Origin of the sequence: Salmonella enterica subsp. diarizonae (genome assembly GCF_008692785.1) — a bacterium.
In the GTDB taxonomy this organism is placed as follows: Bacteria; Pseudomonadota; Gammaproteobacteria; order Enterobacterales; family Enterobacteriaceae; genus Salmonella; species Salmonella diarizonae.
Genome location: NZ_VXJV01000001.1, coordinates 488,038 through 506,427, shown reverse-complemented (window position 1 = coordinate 506,427; position 18,390 = coordinate 488,038). Strand labels below are relative to the sequence as shown.

Here is an 18,390-nt window from a genome sequence, read left to right as displayed (position 1 = left end):
GTTCAGTCCACCACCATGAGATTGGAACCTCTGGTGGTGGGTTTTAAACCCGTTACAGGAGGCTGCCACTATGGCTACGATCCCCACTCAAACACACCCGTTACTTGCTGTTCCATTCAATGCCGCCACGGACTTCACCGTACTGGCAGAACACTGCAAACAGTTCGCCGAAATCCTGATCGAACACGACGATCCCATGCTGAAAATGGCGCTTTGCGGCAGGCTTGATGCCTGCCTGCGGTTGCTCCAGCCCTCACTGCTCGATCCGATCCCGGACCACATGATGGACAGCCTGACCGTTGATACACTCCCTACCAGCTCACCGCGTTTCGATCCCGAATGTACCGAACTTTGCCACTACTGCCTTGCCCTGACGCAGGTGCTGACGGGACAGGGGCTGTTACCGGAAACCAGAAATTACCTTGGCTGCCTGCTGTACGACTTGATTCACTATTTTTCTGATGAAATCACTGCTCCACGCTGGTTGCGTACCGCCGACGGCGTGAAGTTTATTGACGGGGAGGCGGCATGAGCATGATGCAACCGGACTGGCATTCTGCCGACATTATCGCGGCGCTAAAAAAGCAGGGGACATCGCTTTCTGCCGTTTCCCGCAACTCAGGGCTGGCGTCCTCCACGCTGGCAAATGCGCTGATAAGGCACTGGCCCAAAGGTGAGAGATTGATCGCTGAAGCGTTGGGCGTTGCGCCAGAACACATCTGGCCTTCGCGCTACCGTAAGCCCGAAAATTGCTAAATCATCTCTCCCGATCTTCTGCCTGCATTTGCAGGGGGAAGCTCGGGAGAAGGCAAGCGAAGCGCGGCAGTATATGTTCGCAAATAACCTTTTTGATGCAAAAACAGTTTTTCCTTATCTGCGCCATCGACACAGGCGTAGTCTCCCTCATGCTCCATGCTGTCGTTGACAGCGCCCGACGCTTCACAACCTGAAAGAAGCGCCTGTTATCAGGACGGTTGATCCGTTTACCGGTGCAGACCTTTGCAAACACCGGGTCGCAGGACATCGCGACGGAGGCCTGAATTTTCACACGATACGTCCTTTACTGCGCCAGCCTGCTGGTCTGAATCTGCACCAGCCTGCGATTTTAAAAACACTGCACCAGACCCGTGCGTCACTTTAACCGCGCAAAGCGGGAAAGTGACGCACGCAGCCCTTTCGACCTGCACCAGAAAACTCAACTGCGCCAGCTCACGGCTGGATCCTGACACCGCCTTTTCAGGCCATTTGACCAATAAGGAGAACATGAACCGATACCGGAGGGGGATCAGGACGATCCGGGGGATAACCCGCTAACGCGGGCGGCTGCTCAGAGAGCACAACCGAAGCCCCACCACACCTCAACGGCTGCCGCCCCGGCGCTCAGGTATCGTTCGCAGCCCCGACAAAAAACAGGGGCTATTGGCCTGTGCGCCGGGGAAAGCAGTATCAGTTTTGGATTTTTGGGGAATGAGTTTGCGGCAATCATGAAAAGGGGAAAATATGGGGATTCTGGAGCAGGAAATGAAGCGGCTGGCACAGCAGGCTGGCGGCAGCCATAAGACCGTTCACGACCGTATTAAGCTGGCACAGCGGTTTTGTGAGCGTCTGGTACTGGCGCAGAATGTGCAAATTCGGCGGGTGGAACAGCTTAAGGCGCGGCATATTGAAGGTTATATCCGTGAACGACTGGCGCAGAGTGAGCGGCTGAATAACCGTTCTCTTGGTCTGTCTGGCGCATCCCGTAACGGTACAAAGCTGGTTATCACGCCGGAGCACTATCGCGACGTGCTGGAGATGGCCCGCGTAAAAGATCCGGGGATGGCGGCTGCGCTGGAGCTCTCAAGGCTGATGGGATTACGTTCGCAGGAGGCGGTGCAGAGCGTACAGTCGCTGAAAACGTGGCGGCAGGCGCTGGAACGCGGCGATCCCCGGTTAACCGTGGTGTTCGGTACCGAAGGCAGGCGGCCCCGCGAGACGATTATTCTTGATACTGGCGCTGTCAGAAAAGCGCTGGATAATGCGCTGACCGTGGCTGAAGATCGCCACGGCAGGTTGATAGATAAGCTGGATCTGAAAAGTGCGATGAAGTACTGGCACAGTCAGGCGTCACGTCTCGGGTTAACTGGCACATATTCCCCGCACTCGTTGCGCTATGCGTGGGCGCAGGATGCGATCCGTCATTATCTGGCGCAGGGATTTTGTGAGAAGGAAGTGCTGGCAATGACGGCGATGGATTTGGGTCACGGCGACGGGCGCGGGCGGTATGTGGCGCAGGTTTACGGGCGAAAGGATACTGGCTGATAGGCGTTGCCTTGAAAAGAGCGAGTTATCCATCGGTTTTCGGGCAAAATTATTTGCCTCAAATAATTTTGGGTAGTTTCCTATTAATCTTGGGGGTATTAATCGGTTTTTGTACGGTTTCCTCTTAATAACGGTACTTACGAACGGTATAGCCTATTAACAGGATTCTGGGGCAATGTTACGGTATTTTTTCTGGGGATTGCGCCAGCAAAAGGGAAAAGGCCAGATAAAGGTAAAGGGCGGCTAAGGGTAACAGCGCCAGACCGGAAAGGGCCAAAGGGCTTAAAAGGCTGATGCTGGCACAGTTCGGTATTTATCCGGTGGTATCTGGCATAATCCTGACACCGACAGGCGACGGCGGATTGGTGCAGGTAAGCGATGATAATGAACTGGTGCAGATAAAATCTTTAAATGCAAAAAAGCAGTTCCCGGACAACCGGAAACCGCTTTTCCATTCTCAATAAATTACGCTGTTACTGGCTCAGGCCGCCTTATGTCGCCGCGCATAAATATACGGCGCAACGTACCCTTCGCGGCTCACGTCGAGATAATCCGACCACCACTGCATCATCTCCATACGCGCTTCCAGATGCTCCGCCTTATGCACATACGCCGTTACGCTCCTTGTGGCTCATCTGGCGCTCAATGGCGTCTTTAGACCACAGTGCGGACTCGTTCAGGGCGCTACATGCCATCGTGCGGAAGCCATGACCGCAGACCTCCGTTTTGGTGTTGTAGCCAATCACGCGCAGCGCCTTGTTGATGGTGTTTTCACTCATCGGCTTGTTCATTGAGTGCGCACCGGCAAAGACGAAAACGGACTCTCCGGTAATTTCCTTTATCTGCTCCAGCAGGGCGACAGCCTGTGCAGACAGCGGCACCAGATGCTCATCTTTCATCTTTGCGCCACGCGATGAAAATCTCACACCTTTAACCGCTTCCCGCTGTGCAGGTACCGTCCAGATACGGGCTTTCAGGTTGAACTCATCCCAGCGGGCGAGGCGTAACTCACTGGAACGCAGAAAGACGTGCAGATTCAACTCCAGCGCCAGAGGGGTCAGTTCCCGCCCTTTGTAGCCTTTAATCTTGTCCAGCAGCTCCGGCAGGCGTTTCAGGGGCAGGGCGGGATGGTGTTGGGTCACAACCGGGGTCACGACGCCATCCAGATCGTAAGCCGGATTATATTTGATAATCCCCTGCTGCACCGCATGACGCATGATTTTGGTCAGATGCTGACGCACCCGACCGGCAACGTCATGAACGCCTTTATCGTCGATGGATTTAACAAGCTGCGCCAGATGGCGGGTTTCAACCTCTGCAATGTCCATTGTGCCAATATCAGGGAAGACGTAGCGTTTCAGGCAGGTGAGGATTTTATCGGCGTGGTCAGCAGACCAGAGTTTCAGGCAAGTGGTGTGCCATGCGGTGGCGATGTACTGAAAGGTGCGCGTACCGTCAACGGCGGCTTTCTTCGCCTTACGGGGCAGGGAAGGGCAAACACCGGATACCAACAGCTTACGCGCCGCATCGCGCTTTTCTCGGGCTTCTGCCAGCGTAACCTGCGGATAGGGGCCGAAGGCCAGACGGTTTTCCTTACCTTCAAAACGATAGCGGAAATACCACAGCTTAGAGCCGCTGGCGGATACCGTCAGATACAGACCTTGTGCATCGGTGAGTTTGTAGGATTTTGCGAGGGGGTTCGCGGCGCGGATTTTACTGTCAGTCAACATGAGGGCCTCTCCGTTCATCGAACTGAATGAACCCTCAATCTGACCCACAATTTTCCGGATACACAGAGATAAACCAAAATGTATCAGGAAAGATTTTTATGCTAACTTATTGAATTACATACACACAGGGATTTATAAGGAAGCATAAAAAAGGAAAGGTGGTGCCCGGACTCGGAATCGAACCAAGGACACGGGGATTTTCAATCCCCTGCTCTACCGACTGAGCTATCCGGGCAACGAGGCGCATTAAACCGTAATCGCCTCGCTTCGTCAACGAAATTTCTTCAAATCAACGCAGACTGCACAATCTATCACCACTTTGTTGTTATTGCACGCCGCGTCAGGCAAAAAATGCCGCCCATGCGGCGGAAATCGGCATTGCCAGCAACAGAGCCGGGAGCATATTCACCACCGGAAACATTTTGATCCCGCATACACGCAAGCCGGTTGCCACCAGCAGCAGTCCGCCCACTGCGCTAAAGTCGCCCATCATTGCCGGCGTGGTCAGCGGAAGAATGAGGGTGGCGCAGGCGGCAAGCGTTAACTGGATAATCAACATCGGTGCGCAAATCGCCGAAACGGCGATGCCAAGCGAACAGGCGAAAATCATGGCGGTGAAAAAATCCAGAAAAGATTTAGCGATCAAAATGTTCGGGTCGCCGGTCATCCCTTCATGCATTGCGCCGAAAATACCGGTGCCGCTGGCGCAAAACAGTACAATGATAGCGACATAACTTTGAATAAATGACTCATGTGTCGGTTTCTTACCCGATGCCATAAATAATTGTTGGATTTTCGCGACTGCGCCATTAATGCCTTTTTCCAGCAAACAAAACTCGCCGATAAGCGCGCCGACCAGTGTCGCCAGCACCATCACCGGAAGATTAGCGCACTTCATCACCAGCAGAATACCAATTCCCAGAGAACACAGGCCAAAAATAGACGTCATTGAGACGCGGATCCGTTCTGGCAGACGCTGACTTAACAGCGCGCCAAAAACGCCGCCGAATAAAATTGCGCCAGCGTTAATAAAAGGTCCAATTACCACACTAACTCCTGTTATTTATTTTTTAAATTGCCCTATTATCGCGCGATTAAGCTGTTGATAGCTTGATTATCTGTGACGTGTGGAGCGCTGATTTTACCTTGCGCCGTCTGGTGAAAGGTGCCATGATTGCGCGAAATTTCTCCTGCCAGCATGGGGCTCGCCGGGATGAACATAGCGCCTTTATATTGTCTTCACTGTCGCCTGACTGCGCGAGGTTTGCCCCTTTCTTTCCTTTTTTTTGTCGTCCCCGCTATGCGGTGAGGGCAGCGCACGCTCACTGCAGGACAACAGTAAAATCAGAAACAGTCTGTTTTTACTGATGTCTGGCGGTCGGAGCTGGTATCCAGTTTGACCCGGCATCTCGTTGGGCAAGGCATCGGGCCTTGTCCGGGGTTACTCTACTCCCGAAACGGGTATTTGCGCTTATGAAATCAATGAATATTGCCGCCAGCGGTGAACTCATCTCCCGACTCTCCACCCACCGAAACGTGGTGGCGCTGGACAGTACCGACTTTACCGATGTGGCCGCAGTCGTCATTACCGCTGCCGACAGCCATAGCGGCATTCTGGCGTTGCTTAATCGCACTGGTTTTCACCTGCCGGTGTTTATGCTTACGGATGAACTCGTCAGTGCGCCTGCCGGCGTTACGGCGGTAATAGGCGGTAACGCGCAGGAATGGCTGGAGCTGGAAAACGCTGCCTGTCGCTACGAAGCGGAGCTTCTGCCTCCCTTTTATGACACCCTGACCCAGTATGTCGACATGGGTAACAGCACCTTTGCTTGTCCGGGGCACCAGCATGGCGAATTTTTTAGAAAACATCCCGCAGGCCGTCACTTTTATGACTTTTTTGGTGAAAACCTGTTTCGTGCGGATATGTGTAACGCCGATGTGAAACTTGGCGATCTGTTAATACACGAAGGTTCTGCTAAACACGCGCAGAAATTTGCGGCAAAAGTGTTTAATGCGGATAAAACCTACTTTGTGCTAAATGGGACTTCGGCAGCGAATAAAGTGGTCACCAACGCTCTGCTAACGCGCGGCGATCTGGTGCTGTTTGATCGTAATAATCACAAATCCAACCACCACGGCGCTCTGATTCAGGCTGGGGCGACGCCGGTCTATCTTGAAGCGGCGCGCAACCCGTTTGGTTTTATTGGCGGTATTGATGCGCACTGTTTTGATGAAACGTACCTGCGTGACCAGATTCGTGACGTGGTGCCGGAAAGAGCCGATGCGCCGCGTCCGTTCCGCCTGGCAATCATTCAGCTTGGTACCTATGACGGTACCATTTACAACGCCCGTCAGGTGGTGGATAAAATCGGGCATCTCTGCGATTACATCCTGTTTGACTCCGCGTGGGTAGGCTATGAGCAGTTTATCAATATGATGGCGGATACCTCGCCGTTGCTGCTGGAGCTCAATGAAAACGACCAAGGGATCTTTGTGACCCAATCGGTACATAAGCAACAGGCGGGGTTCTCACAAACCTCGCAGATCCACAAAAAAGATAACCATATTCGCGGCCAGGCGCGTTTTTGCCCGCACAAACGCCTGAACAACGCCTTCATGTTGCACGCCTCAACCAGCCCGTTCTATCCGCTGTTTGCGGCGTTGGATATCAATGCCAAAATCCACGAAGGGGAGAGCGGTCGCCGCCTGTGGGCGGAGTGCGTTGCACTGGGCATTGACGCGCGTAAAGCCATCCTCGCCCGTTGCAAACTGCTTCAGCCCTTTATTCCACTGGAGGTTGACGGCAAGCCGTGGCAGGCATATCCGACGGAGAGCATTGCCAGCGATCGTCGTTTCTTCAGTTTTGAACCTGGGGCGAAATGGCATGGCTTTGAAGGCTACGCGGATGACCAGTATTTTGTCGACCCCTGTAAACTGTTACTGACCACGCCAGGTATTGATGCCGATAGCGGGCGATACACCGAATTCGGCATCCCGGCGACCATTCTTGCCCACTATTTGCGTGAGAACGGTATTGTGCCTGAGAAGTGCGATCTCAACTCGATTCTATTCTTGGTGACGCCCGCCGAGAGCGCAGAGAAACTGGCGCGGCTAGTCGCGATGCTGGCACAATTTGAACGGCACATTGAAGACGATACGCCGCTTGCGGATGTATTGCCGACGGTTTTTCAGAAATACCCGGTGCGTTACCGCGATTACACCCTGCGTGAGCTATGTCAGGAGATGCACAACCTGTACGTTAGCTTCGACGTTAAGGATCTGCAAAAGGCGATGTTCCGCAAAGAAAGCCTGCCGCATGTGGCGATGAACCCACAGGATGCCAACAGCGCCTTTATTCGCGGCGATGTAGAACTGGTGCGCCTCAGTGAGGCGGATGGGCGTATTGCTGCCGAGGGGGCATTACCATATCCGCCGGGCGTACTATGCGTGGTGCCGGGGGAGATTTGGGGCGGCGCGGCGCAGCGTTATTTTCTGGCGCTGGAAGAGGGCATCAATTTGTTGCCCGGTTTTTCGCCGGAATTGCAGGGAGTGTACAGCGAGACCGATACCGATGGAATTAAACGGTTGTACGGGTATGTTTTAAAATAACGTTGCCTACAGGCCAGATAAGGCGTTAATGCCGGATAAGACGCTTTCGCGTCTTATCCGGCCTGCGAAATCGGGCAACTATTAATGCGCGACGGATTGAGAACCCGCCGGAACGCGAACATGTTTATATTTGAACAAGGCTACGAACGCGAAGGCCAGCACCAACGAGTAGCCCGCGAAGATGAGCCACACGGTCTGCCAGTCGGTAATGCCGTTTTGAGTGTAATACTCCACCACTTTACCGCTCACAATGCCGCCCAGGATACAGCCGAAGCCGTTGGTCATCATCAGGAACATCCCCTGCGCGCTGGCGCGGATTTCCGGGCGTACTTCTTTTTCGACAAACACCGAGCCAGAAATGTTGAAGAAATCGAAGGCGCAGCCGTACACAATCATCGACAGTACCAGCAGGACGGTACCGAACGGCGTTGGGTCGCCATAAGCGAACAGGCCGAAACGCAGCATCCACGCCACGATACTGATAAGCATAACGTTCTTAATACCATAACGACTCAGGAAGAACGGAATGGTCAGGATGAATAACGTTTCAGAAATCTGCGAAATCGACATCATCACCGAAGCGTGCTGCACGATAAAGCTGCTGGCGAACAGCGGATCTTTATCAAAGCTATGCAGGAAGGTGTTGCCAAACATGTTGGTGATCTGGAGTTCCGCGCCCAGCATCATGGAGAAGATGAAGAAAATAGCCATCCGCTTATTTTTAAATAGCGCAAAAGCGTCAAGGCCCAGCATCGATGTCCAGCTCTGGTTTTTCTGTTGGTTCGCCACCGGAATGTGCGGCAGGGTAAAGGTAAACAGTACCAGCAGAACGGAAAGCGTCGCGCCGATATAAAGCTGCATATGGCTCAGCTCGAAACCGGAGAAACTCACGCCCCACATTGCCAGAATAAAGCCAATGGTGCCCCAGATGCGGATAGGCGGGAAGTCAGTCACAATATCCATGCCGGCAGATTGCAGGCGGTAATACGATATCGTGTTGATCAAGCCCAACGTCGGCATATAGGCCAACGAGTTAAGCAGGATCACAAAGAACATCTCCCCTGGCGTAGTGACTTCCGCGGCCATGAATAGCGTGATGGTGCCGACAACATGACACAGGGCATAGACCCATTTCGCGCTCAGCCATTTGTCAGCCACAATGCCTAGCAAGGTCGGCATAAAGACGGCGGCAATCCCCAGTGAACTATAAACTGCGCCAATAGATGCGCCGTCAAATTTTAAGGTGACGAACATATACGAGCCCAGGGTAGTGAGCCAGCTTCCCCACAGACAGAACTGCAGAAAAGAGAGTATTTTAAGCTGCAGCTTAAGATTCATGTTAATTTCCTCACACCTGAGAGCGGATGGGTGTTTTAAAAGGCACATTTGCCGTTGTGATTTGGTGTAATTCTATCAATGAAGGGGGCTTTTTTTGTTACCTGTGACAAATATTTGCAAACAATTTCTGATTGCAAAGCGAAAGAGTGACGTAGTTAACACTTTTCGCCTGTCCCGCCCCTGTTATGTGACCAGCCAGAGGCGGGAGGCGATGGTTTATCGGCGGCGATACGATCGCTGGGCAGAATTTACCTTATACAGATAGCGGCGCGACTCCGCAGACGGATGTCGGGTAGTTAATACCTGGTACACATCCCCCGGTGACATGCGGTTAATCATATTCGCAGCCTGAGTCTTATCGTTCGAGAATACGCGTAATACGCTGCCTGCGCCGCCATTGTAGGCTGTAATGACCGCATAGCGCCGCGACGTCGGATTCTCGATACCGCTCAGATACACATTATTCAACATCGCCAGATACGCTGTGCCGGTATCGATATTGCTGGCGGGGTCAAACAGGAAGTTGCGGCTTGGCGTGCCGGATTTACCCTGAGAACGGAACACATCTTTCCCGGCGCTGTGTTGCACCACCTGCATCAGGCCCAGCGCATCCGCGTGGCTGACCGCATACGGGTTAAACGAGGACTCCGTTTGCATAATCGCCAGAATCAGCGACTCGTCAACGCCGTATTTACGGGAGGCCTGGCGTACCATACCAATGTATTTATGCGCGCGTTTATCAAGGTGGTTAGGCACCAGATTAATGGTGATACTGTAAATAATACGCAGGCCGTTACTGCGGCTTTTGAGCCGCGTTTTCAGCAAGTAATCCGCGAATGTTGTGGCGCGGCCTTCCCAGCGAATAGGCTGACCGGTATTGTCGACGACCTGACCATACAGGAAGGGTTCTTTGGAAATTTTAATGTCATCGACATCGGAGTAAAGATCGACGGAGGTTGGATCGTCACCCATGAGCAACGTTTTAATAATGGCCCGGCGCAGATGTGCGGTAGGTTCCGTCCCGGCGATGGTTTCAACGGTAATGGTCCCATCATCAAAGTTGATGTGGCTGCGGGTCTGGAACTGGTCGGTATATTTGACGTAGTCTTTCGGCCCCGCGATCAAGACTTCCTTATATCCCCACAGATTTTCAATGTTGTTGGCAAATTGCCCCATCAAAATATCAAAGCCGTTGGTATCCTTGACCCAGGCTTCATTATACGTCTCGCCTTTTTTGGTCGAACTGGAACAGGAGATGAGCAACGGCGCAATAACAGCAAGCGCGAGTAATTTTTTCATCATTCCGGGAGTGCATGTTGTGTTGTCGTTATGCTACGTTGCCGGACAGCGGCGCCAGGGGCTTATCCGGCATAGTTCACTGGCCGAATAAGCGCAGCGTCATTCGGCAACGGGCCTATTTTTTATCTTCCGGCGTATAACCTTCGATATGAACGTCTTTCCCTTCGAACAGAAAGCTCACCATCTCCTGCTCCAGCAGTTTACGGTGCTCGGCGTTCATCATGTTGAGCTTTTTCTCGTTAATCAACATGGTCTGCTTATGCTGCCACTGCGCCCACGCGTCTTTGGATATCTCGTTATAGATACGTTTTCCCAGCTCGCCAGGGTAGAGCTGAAAATCCTGTCCTTCAGCGTCGCGTTGCAGGTAAGTACAAAAAATCGTTCTGCTCATAAGTCATCCTCTTTATCGACCGGGGCGTTAAACTGACGCTCCGGTACGTAACTGCTGTAACAAGCGCTCCACGGGCGCCGCCAGTCCGACTGACGGCGGTTGCGCTAAGTTATACCAGAGCGCACCGCCTTCATCCATGCAGGCGTCCAGTGACGACACGGGAAGCCACATAGGCACAATATCCAGATGGAAATGGCTAAATGTATGGCGAAACGCGTTAAGCTGGGTCAAATTATCAGCGTTAACATGCCGTTGCGCCAGCCATTCGCGCAGTTCATCTTCACTGGCAAACTGCGGGAAGCAGTATAATCCGCCCCATAAACCGCTGGGAGGGCGCTGCGCCAGGAAAATTTCCTGATGATGCTGTAGCAGTAAAAAGTAGCTGGTACGCTCCGGTAATGTCTGTTTCGGTTTCTTGCCCGGATAGCGTGACCAGCTTTCATTCGCAGCGGCGATACAACCGCTTTGCAGCGGACACAGGGTGCACTTTGGCTTTGAACGCGTACAAACCATCGCGCCCAGATCCATCATCGCCTGATTAAAACGCTCCACGCCACTTGCGGGCGTTACTTGTTCGCTCAACGTCCACAGCGTATTCTCCACCTCTTTTTTTCCAGGCCAGCCGCTAACAGCATAACAGCGAGCCAGCACACGTTTAACGTTTCCATCAAGAATCGGATAATGTTTACCTAACGCGAGGGAGAGAATCGCGCCGGCGGTTGAACGCCCGACGCCGGGGAGCGCGGCGATTTCGTCAAAAGTTTGCGGGAATTCTCCACCGTGAAGCGTCGCCACCTGTTGCGCCGCTTTATGCAAATTACGCGCGCGGGCGTAATAGCCGAGCCCGGTCCACAAATGGAGCACTTCATCCAGCGGCGCATTCGCTAAATCTGTCACCGTGGGAAAGCGCGCCATAAATCGCTCAAAGTAAGGAATAACCGTCGTCACCTGCGTTTGTTGCAACATGACTTCCGAGAGCCATACTTTGTAAGGCGTCTTGTTAATTTGCCAGGGCAGCGTTTTCCGCCCGTATTTGTCGTACCAGTCCAGAACCTGGGCTGAAAATTGAGACGCTTGCATGGAAACTCATTCATTATTGCCGGGGGCAAGATTGCAGCACAGAGGCCGCAGGGTGTAAACCGGAACTTTCCGCAGTGCGCTTCATGCTTGCATCCGGCAACTAACTTTGGATAATGCCCGTTTTCAGAACTCAAACACAGCAGACTACACTTTTATGAAAAACGACGTCATTTCACCGGAATTTGATGAAAACGGCCGCCCACTGCGCCGTATTCGTAGTTTTGTTCGTCGCCAGGGGCGACTGACAAAGGGGCAAGAACACGCGCTGGAAAACTACTGGCCGGTGATGGGCGTCGAGTTCAGCGAAGCGCCGGTAGATTTCGCCACGTTGTTTGGTCGCGAAGCGCCGGTGACGCTGGAGATTGGTTTTGGCATGGGGGCGTCTCTCGTGGCGATGGCGAAAGCGCGCCAGGAGCAGAATTTCCTCGGTATTGAAGTGCATTCGCCTGGCGTCGGCGCGTGTCTGGCGTCCGCTCATGAAGAGGGCGTTGAAAACCTGCGCGTCATGTGCCACGACGCGGTAGAAGTGTTGCATAAAATGATTCCTGACAATTCCTTATCGATGGTTCAGCTCTTTTTCCCTGACCCGTGGCATAAAGCGCGTCATAATAAACGCCGTATCGTTCAGGTGCCGTTTGCTGAACTGGTATTGAGCAAGCTGAAATTGGGCGGCGTTTTCCATATGGCGACCGACTGGGAAGCGTATGCGGAACACATGCTTGAAGTAATGTCTTCTATCGACGGGTACAAAAATCTGTCAGAGAGCAATGATTATGTACCGCGCCCGGAATCGCGCCCGGTAACGAAATTTGAACAACGTGGCCATCGTCTTGGTCATGGCGTATGGGACTTAATGTTCGAGAGGGTGAAGTAATGGCAAAGAACCGTAGTCGTCGTCTGCGTAAAAAAATGCACATTGACGAATTCCAGGAATTAGGATTTTCGGTGGCATGGCGTTTTCCGGAAGGTACATCTGAAGAGCAGATCGATAAGACTGTCGATGACTTTATTAATGACGTTATTGAGCCTAATAAGCTGGCGTTTGATGGCAGCGGCTACCTGGCCTGGGAAGGGCTGATTTGTATGCAGGAAATCGGTAAATGTACTGAAGAACATCAGGCGATTGTGCGTAAGTGGCTGGAAGCGCGCAACCTTGAAGAAGTCCGTACCAGCGAACTTTTCGACGTTTGGTGGGACTAATAAGTACAGGGTCGGCATATGCCGACCCGCTTTGTCTTGAGGGAAAGTTATGATGCGCAAAACGCTGCTGGCGACAGTGCTAACGTTTACGGCGATGGCCGCTCACGCAGATTACAAATGCAGCGTCACACCGCGTGACGATGTGATCCTGAGTCCACAAACGGTGCAGGTGAAAGGTGAAAACGGCAACCTGGTGATCACGCCGGACGGCAATGTGATGTACAACGGTAAGCAGTACACCCTTAGCGCCGCGCAGCGCGAGCAGGCGAAAGATTACCAGGCGGAGCTGCGAAGCGCGCTGCCGTGGATTGATGAGGGCGCCCGATCGCGCGTCGAAAAAGGCCGCGTGGCGCTGGATAAAATCATCGCTAAAGAGGTGGGCGAAAGCAGTAACATGCGCAGCCGCCTGACGAAGCTTGATGCGCAATTAAAAGCGCAAATGAACCGCATTATCGAACATCGTACGGACGGCCTGACGTTCCATTATAAGGCTATCGACCAGGTGCGAGCCGACGGTCAGCAGTTGGTGAACCAGGCGATGGGCGGTATTTTGCAGGACAGCATTAACGAAATGGGCGCCAAAGCGGTGCTTAAAGGCGGCGGTAACCCTTTACAGGGCGTGATGGGCAGTCTCGGTGGTTTGCAAACTGCCATCCAGAACGAATGGAAAAACCAGGAGAAAGATTTCCAGCAATTTGGCAAAGATGTCTGTAGCCGCGTGGTGACCCTGGAAGACAACCGCAAAGCGCTGGTCGGCAGCCTGAAATAATCTTCCCATTTTTAAACAATGGCGTAGATCGCATCTGCGCCTTTTTATTCTGTTTTTTCCTGTATTTTGTTATCCATCTCTAAAAAATCCTCTCTGTCAGATATATATCGCTAGTTAATCGTATGTCGTCACATTATTCGTCTGCAATATTGGGATAATGCGACCAATTGACATAACTGGAGATATAACATGGAGTTTTTCAGGAAAACGGCATTAGCTGCTCTGGTAATGGGTTTCAGCGGCGCGGCGTTCGCTTTACCGAATATCACCATCTTAGCGACCGGCGGAACGATTGCTGGCGGCGGTGATTCAGCAACAAAATCAAATTATACGGCAGGTAAAGTCGGCGTCGAAAATCTGGTGGATGCCGTTCCTCAACTGAAGGACATTGCGGTAGTGAAAGGCGAGCAGGTCGTTAACATTGGCTCGCAGGATATGAACGATGAGGTCTGGCTCACGCTGGCGAAAAAAATCAATACTGAGTGCGACAGTACCGACGGTTTCGTGATCACCCACGGCACTGATACGATGGAGGAGACCGCTTATTTCCTCGATCTGACCGTTAAATGCAATAAACCCGTGGTACTGGTCGGCGCGATGCGGCCCTCCACGTCAATGAGCGCAGATGGTCCGTTTAACCTCTATAATGCGGTAGTAACAGCGGCTGATAAACAGTCCGCCAACCGCGGCGTGCTGGTGGTAATGAACGATACCGTCATGGACGGACGCGACGTCACTAAGACCAATACGACTGACGTGGCGACGTTTAAAGCGGTTAACTACGGCCCGCTGGGTTATATTCACAACGGTAAAATTGACTACCAGCGTACGCCAGAGCGTAAACATACCACCTCCACCCCATTCGACGTGTCCAGGCTGACCGCGCTGCCGAAAGTTGGTATCATTTATAACTATGCGAATGCGTCCGATCTGCCAGCAAAAGCGTTGGTAGATGCAGGTTACGACGGGATCGTGAGTGCAGGCGTGGGTAATGGCAACCTGTATAAAACGGTCTTTGATACCCTGGCGACCGCCGCGCATAACGGTACGATAGTGGTGCGTTCCTCACGTGTGCCGACTGGCGCAACCACGCAGGATGCGGAAGTAGATGATGCAAAATACGGCTTTGTCGCCTCCGGCACGCTGAACCCGCAAAAAGCACGTGTTTTACTGCAACTGGCGTTAACCCAGACCAAAGATCCGAAACAGATCCAAACGATGTTTAATCAGTACTAATCGTTAAAGGCGGCTACGCTTATCACTCTAATTTTGTAGGTCTGATAAGCGTAGCGCCATCCGGTAGTTTGCCGGATGGGGCGCAAGGTCCTATCCGGCCTGCGCATTTACGGCATCATTCCGCTAAAAACAGCTCCAGCAGCGAATTTAAAAATAGCTTACCGTGCCGGGTGATCTGCCAGCTATCTTCACTCTCGGTCAGATAACCTTGTGTGATAGCCTCATCCATCTGTTGACGAATTATATCTTCGCTAAGCCCGGTATAGTCGACAAACTCGGCGCGAGGCGCGCGTTCCAGCAACCGAAAACGGTTCATAAAGAACTCAAAGGGTTTATCGTCATCACTAACGTTACGCTGGCTTTCCAGGTAACGTCCCTGCATATAACCGCGTGGGTGACGAGTTTTGGTAGTGCGCAAGATCCTGCCGTCCGGGAAGGTGACTTTACCGTGGGCGCCGCAGCCAATACCCAGATAGTCGCCAAAGCGCCAGTAGTTCAGATTATGCTGGCACTGATAACCGGGTTTGGCATAGGCCGACGTTTCGTATTGCTGATAGCCAGCGGCGGTTAATAATTGGTGGCCCTGGTCAAAGATATCCCACAGAGCGTCATCGTCCGGTAGAACCGGCGGACGCGAACCGAACAGGGTGTTGGGTTCAATCGTCAATTGATACCATGAGAGATGCGGCGGATTAAGCGCAATCGCTTGTCGCAAATCGTTCAGCGCCTCTTCCAGCGTTTGATCCGGCAATCCATGCATCAAGTCCAGGTTAAAGCTGCGTAGCCCAAGCCCATTTGCCAGTATTGCTGCCCGCATCGCCTCTTGTGGGCCGTGAATACGGCCAAGACGTTTCAGCTTAGGTTCACTAAAGCTCTGCACGCCAATGGAGATCCGGTTTACGCCGGCGCGCTGATAGTCGACGAAGCGGTCGGCTTCGACCGTGCCAGGGTTCGCTTCCATGGTAATTTCCGCATCCGCCGCCAGATTCAGGCGCGCACGCACGCCGTCCAACAGCGTTTGCATCGCCTGCCCGGAAAGCAGGCTTGGCGTACCGCCGCCAATAAAAATGGTCTTTATTTCACGTCCTTGCGCCCAGGCGACGTCGGCATCCAGATCGCTTAACACATGCTGGACGTAGTCGTCATGCGGCACCTCGCCCTTCAACGCATGGGAATTGAAGTCGCAATACGGACATTTTTGTACGCACCAGGGAATATGAATATAAAGACTGAGCGGCGGTAGTTTAGCCATTGCGTAACGCATCCAGCAGCAGCTTGAGCGCTTGTCCACGATGGGAAATCGCGCTTTTTTCTTCACGGGTTAGCTCTGCGGCGGTTTTGCCTTCAGACGGTACGAAGAAAATGGGATCATAGCCAAATCCACCATTTCCGGCCGCCTGGCGAGTAATAACGCCAGGCCAGCTACCGTGACAGACTATCGGTGTGGGATCTTCCGCATGACGCAGATAAACCAGCACACAATGGAATCGCGCCTGGCGTTTGTCGTCCGGAACATCCCGTAGAGTATGCAGCAGTTTTTCCAGGTTTTGCTGATCTGTCGCGTCTTCGCCAGAATAGCGCGCGGAATAGATACCTGGCGCGCCGCCTAAAACGTCAACGGCCAGACCGGAGTCATCGGCAATGGCGGGCAGACCGGTCATTTTAGCGGCATGACGCGCTTTGAGAATCGCGTTTTCAATAAACGTCAGGCCGGTTTCTTCCGCGGAGTCGACGCCCAGTTCCGTTTGCGCTACCACATCAAGCCCAAAATCGCTTAACAGCGACGCGAGCTCACGCACTTTACCGGCGTTGCCGGTCGCGAGAACAACTTTTTGCATGGAATACCTACTCAGTTAACGCCGCAATTTCCGGCGGGATCTGTTGCGGGTGAATAATTTTTACCTGTTTGTGACGGCCCAGCTCGCCTTTTTCGATGACGATCTGACTTTTCGCCACGCGGAACTGTTTGCCGAGAAACTTGACCAGATGGCTGTTTGCCTGACCGTCAACCGGCGGGGCGGTAATGGCGACTTTCACCTCGTCGCCATGTAAGCCCACTATACTGTCGCGGCTGGCTTTCGGCTGAATATAAAGCCGTAACACCAGACCGTCTTCGTAGCGAGTCACAGCACTCATAACGCCATCCACAACCCCGGCAGCAACATGTTGCCTGTCGCTTGTAAGACTTCAGCGATCCCCATATTAACGACATACAGCAGCAGCACCAGAACCATCGGCGAGAAGTCGATGCCGCCCATCGCAGGCAGTATACGGCGAATCGGGCTGAGCAGCGGCTCGGCAAGCTGAATCAATACATATTCAATCGGGCTACGACCCTGGCTCACCCAGCTCATGATGGCCATGACCAGCAGAACCCAGAAGATCAGCAGGCCGATTGTTTTAAGTAAGATAAGCACCGCGGCGATCCAGATAATCGCCTGAAACGTAATCACCTTAAACAGCACTATCGCCTTAATAACGCTAAGAATAAACGCCACCAGTAGGGAAGCGCTGTCAATCGGCCCCATTGGCGGGATAATACGGCGCAGCGGTCCGATAATGGGCTGCGTAATTTTCACCACGAACTGGGAGAAAGGGTTGTAAAAGTCACAGCGGGCCCACTGCATCCACACGCGCAATAATAGCACCATGGTATACAGTTCAATTACCGTTGAGAGCAGGAAGGTCAACGTATTCATGGCGTTCCTCAGTTTTCCTTAATTTTTTGTGTAATCACGAGCACCAAAGATAGCGGTGCCGATGCGCACCATTGTGCTACCTGCCGCAATCGCGGCCTCCATATCGTCGCTCATACCCAGAGATAAGGTATCAACGTCAGAGTAGCGCGCTTTCAGCCCGGCAAATGCTACAGCCATTTGACGTGCGACTTCAAACTGCCTTACATAATCTGACTCTGGCGCCGGGATCGCCATCAGTCCGCGAAGCCGCAGACGCGGCAATGCAGCCACCGCAGCGGCCAGCTCATCCAGTTCCGCCAGCGGAATGCCTGACTTGCTGTTTTCATCGCTGATATTAATCTGGATCAGAACATTTAGCGGCGGCAGATTATCCGGACGCTGTTCGCTCAGACGCGAGGCGATACGCAAGCGATCGATGGTATGACACCAGTCGAAATGCTCGGCCACCAGACGACTCTTGTTGGACTGTAAAGGGCCAATAAAGTGCCAGTGCAGGCCTTCCACTTTCGCTTCCTGAAAGTGGCGGATTTTTTCCACCCCCTCTTGTACATAATTTTCACCAAATGCCCGTTGTCCGGCGGCAATGGCTTCTGCGATGTCGCTCGCAGGTTTGGTTTTACTCACTGCAAGCAACGTAACTTCTTCTGAAGAGCGGCCGCAACGCGTCGCTGCGGCGGAGATTTTGTCCCGGATGTGTGCCAGGTTATGCGCGATATCGTTCATTTTCCGAGGATGTTT

General features: G+C 52.8%; 19 protein-coding genes, 1 tRNA gene and 1 pseudogene. 9 read left to right on the top strand and 12 right to left on the bottom strand.

Annotated elements, in window-relative coordinates:
- Window positions 1-70: 70 nt before the first annotated feature.
- From F4V72_RS02475 to F4V72_RS24040, 4 genes are all read left to right on the top strand, one after another.
- Entirely contained in the window at window positions 71-532 is a 462-nt protein-coding gene (locus F4V72_RS02475) for a hypothetical protein (RefSeq protein WP_136058002.1), read from the top strand.
- Window positions 533-534: 2 nt separating this feature from the next.
- Window positions 535-756, top strand: coding sequence for a helix-turn-helix domain-containing protein (locus F4V72_RS02470; RefSeq protein WP_136058600.1), 222 nt, complete (start codon window positions 535-537; stop codon window positions 754-756).
- A 744-nt stretch (window positions 757-1,500) separates the two neighbouring features.
- A complete protein-coding gene (locus F4V72_RS02460; RefSeq protein WP_053528729.1) occupies window positions 1,501-2,301 on the top strand; it encodes an integrase domain-containing protein in 801 nt (266 codons plus the stop codon).
- 293 nt (window positions 2,302-2,594) lie between these two features.
- On the top strand, window positions 2,595-2,765 hold the full coding sequence (locus tag F4V72_RS24040; protein WP_157719768.1) for a hypothetical protein: 171 nt from the start codon (window positions 2,595-2,597) through the stop codon (window positions 2,763-2,765).
- A 17-nt stretch (window positions 2,766-2,782) separates the two neighbouring features.
- On the opposite strand, the pseudogene F4V72_RS02455 reads toward F4V72_RS24040, so the two are convergent.
- From F4V72_RS02455 to F4V72_RS02445, 3 genes and pseudogenes are all read right to left on the bottom strand, one after another.
- Window positions 2,783-4,031 (bottom strand): annotated as a pseudogene (locus F4V72_RS02455) (tyrosine-type recombinase/integrase).
- Between the two features lie 159 nt (window positions 4,032-4,190).
- Window positions 4,191-4,266, bottom strand: a tRNA-Phe gene (locus F4V72_RS02450).
- A gap of 105 nt (window positions 4,267-4,371) precedes the next feature.
- The gene (locus F4V72_RS02445; RefSeq protein ID WP_023247095.1) at window positions 4,372-5,079 is read right to left on the bottom strand and encodes a DUF554 domain-containing protein; all 708 of its coding nucleotides are present in this window, start codon (window positions 5,077-5,079) and stop codon (window positions 4,372-4,374) included.
- Window positions 5,080-5,504: 425 nt separating this feature from the next.
- Between F4V72_RS02445 and F4V72_RS02440 the strand changes: the two genes are divergently transcribed.
- A complete protein-coding gene (locus tag F4V72_RS02440) occupies window positions 5,505-7,640 on the top strand; it encodes an ornithine decarboxylase (protein ID WP_136058003.1) in 2,136 nt (711 codons plus the stop codon).
- A gap of 81 nt (window positions 7,641-7,721) precedes the next feature.
- Here F4V72_RS02440 and F4V72_RS02435 read toward each other — a convergent pair whose 3' ends face one another.
- The 4 genes from F4V72_RS02435 to mutY all read right to left on the bottom strand — a co-directional run bounded on the left by F4V72_RS02435 (window position 7,722) and on the right by mutY (window position 11,748).
- Window positions 7,722-8,978, bottom strand: a complete 1,257-nt coding sequence (locus F4V72_RS02435) for a nucleoside permease (RefSeq protein WP_136058004.1) — start codon at window positions 8,976-8,978, stop codon at window positions 7,722-7,724.
- Between the two features lie 216 nt (window positions 8,979-9,194).
- On the bottom strand, window positions 9,195-10,280 hold the full coding sequence (gene mltC, locus F4V72_RS02430) for a membrane-bound lytic murein transglycosylase MltC (RefSeq protein ID WP_044136154.1): 1,086 nt from the start codon (window positions 10,278-10,280) through the stop codon (window positions 9,195-9,197).
- 112 nt (window positions 10,281-10,392) lie between these two features.
- A complete protein-coding gene (locus F4V72_RS02425) occupies window positions 10,393-10,668 on the bottom strand; it encodes an oxidative damage protection protein (RefSeq protein WP_000091706.1) in 276 nt (91 codons plus the stop codon).
- Between the two features lie 27 nt (window positions 10,669-10,695).
- The gene (gene mutY, locus F4V72_RS02420; RefSeq protein WP_053508154.1) at window positions 10,696-11,748 is read right to left on the bottom strand and encodes an A/G-specific adenine glycosylase; all 1,053 of its coding nucleotides are present in this window, start codon (window positions 11,746-11,748) and stop codon (window positions 10,696-10,698) included.
- A gap of 154 nt (window positions 11,749-11,902) precedes the next feature.
- Here mutY and trmB point away from each other — a divergent pair, with 154 nt between their 5' ends.
- The 4 genes from trmB to ansB all read left to right on the top strand — a co-directional run bounded on the left by trmB (window position 11,903) and on the right by ansB (window position 14,953).
- Complete coding sequence (trmB, locus tag F4V72_RS02415; RefSeq protein ID WP_023247100.1) at window positions 11,903-12,622, top strand: tRNA (guanosine(46)-N7)-methyltransferase TrmB; 720 nt, start codon at window positions 11,903-11,905, stop codon at window positions 12,620-12,622.
- The gene (locus F4V72_RS02410) at window positions 12,622-12,948 is read left to right on the top strand and encodes a YggL family protein (protein ID WP_001107559.1); all 327 of its coding nucleotides are present in this window, start codon (window positions 12,622-12,624) and stop codon (window positions 12,946-12,948) included. The genes trmB and F4V72_RS02410 overlap by 1 nt, the downstream gene beginning before the upstream one ends.
- A gap of 49 nt (window positions 12,949-12,997) precedes the next feature.
- The gene (locus tag F4V72_RS02405) at window positions 12,998-13,717 is read left to right on the top strand and encodes a DUF2884 domain-containing protein (RefSeq protein WP_023247101.1); all 720 of its coding nucleotides are present in this window, start codon (window positions 12,998-13,000) and stop codon (window positions 13,715-13,717) included.
- 189 nt (window positions 13,718-13,906) lie between these two features.
- Complete coding sequence (ansB, locus tag F4V72_RS02400; protein ID WP_063390817.1) at window positions 13,907-14,953, top strand: L-asparaginase 2; 1,047 nt, start codon at window positions 13,907-13,909, stop codon at window positions 14,951-14,953.
- A gap of 115 nt (window positions 14,954-15,068) precedes the next feature.
- Here ansB and hemW read toward each other — a convergent pair whose 3' ends face one another.
- From hemW to F4V72_RS02375, 5 genes are read right to left on the bottom strand one after another with little or no spacing between them, the layout of a single operon-like run.
- A complete protein-coding gene (gene hemW, locus F4V72_RS02395) occupies window positions 15,069-16,205 on the bottom strand; it encodes a radical SAM family heme chaperone HemW (protein ID WP_079836910.1) in 1,137 nt (378 codons plus the stop codon).
- Window positions 16,198-16,791: an XTP/dITP diphosphatase gene (locus F4V72_RS02390; protein ID WP_001174766.1), complete on the bottom strand. Its 594-nt coding sequence runs from the start codon at window positions 16,789-16,791 to the stop codon at window positions 16,198-16,200. The genes hemW and F4V72_RS02390 overlap by 8 nt, the downstream gene beginning before the upstream one ends.
- Before the next feature lie 7 nt (window positions 16,792-16,798).
- Complete coding sequence (yggU, locus tag F4V72_RS02385) at window positions 16,799-17,089, bottom strand: DUF167 family protein YggU (RefSeq protein ID WP_023247104.1); 291 nt, start codon at window positions 17,087-17,089, stop codon at window positions 16,799-16,801.
- A complete protein-coding gene (locus F4V72_RS02380; protein WP_001094848.1) occupies window positions 17,086-17,652 on the bottom strand; it encodes a YggT family protein in 567 nt (188 codons plus the stop codon). Before F4V72_RS02380 ends, yggU begins: the two co-directional genes overlap by 4 nt.
- A gap of 18 nt (window positions 17,653-17,670) precedes the next feature.
- Window positions 17,671-18,375 carry a YggS family pyridoxal phosphate-dependent enzyme gene (locus F4V72_RS02375; protein WP_023247105.1) on the bottom strand — a complete coding sequence of 235 codons (705 nt, stop codon included), beginning with the start codon at window positions 18,373-18,375 and terminating at the stop codon, window positions 17,671-17,673.
- Between the last annotated feature and the right edge of the window lie 15 nt (window positions 18,376-18,390).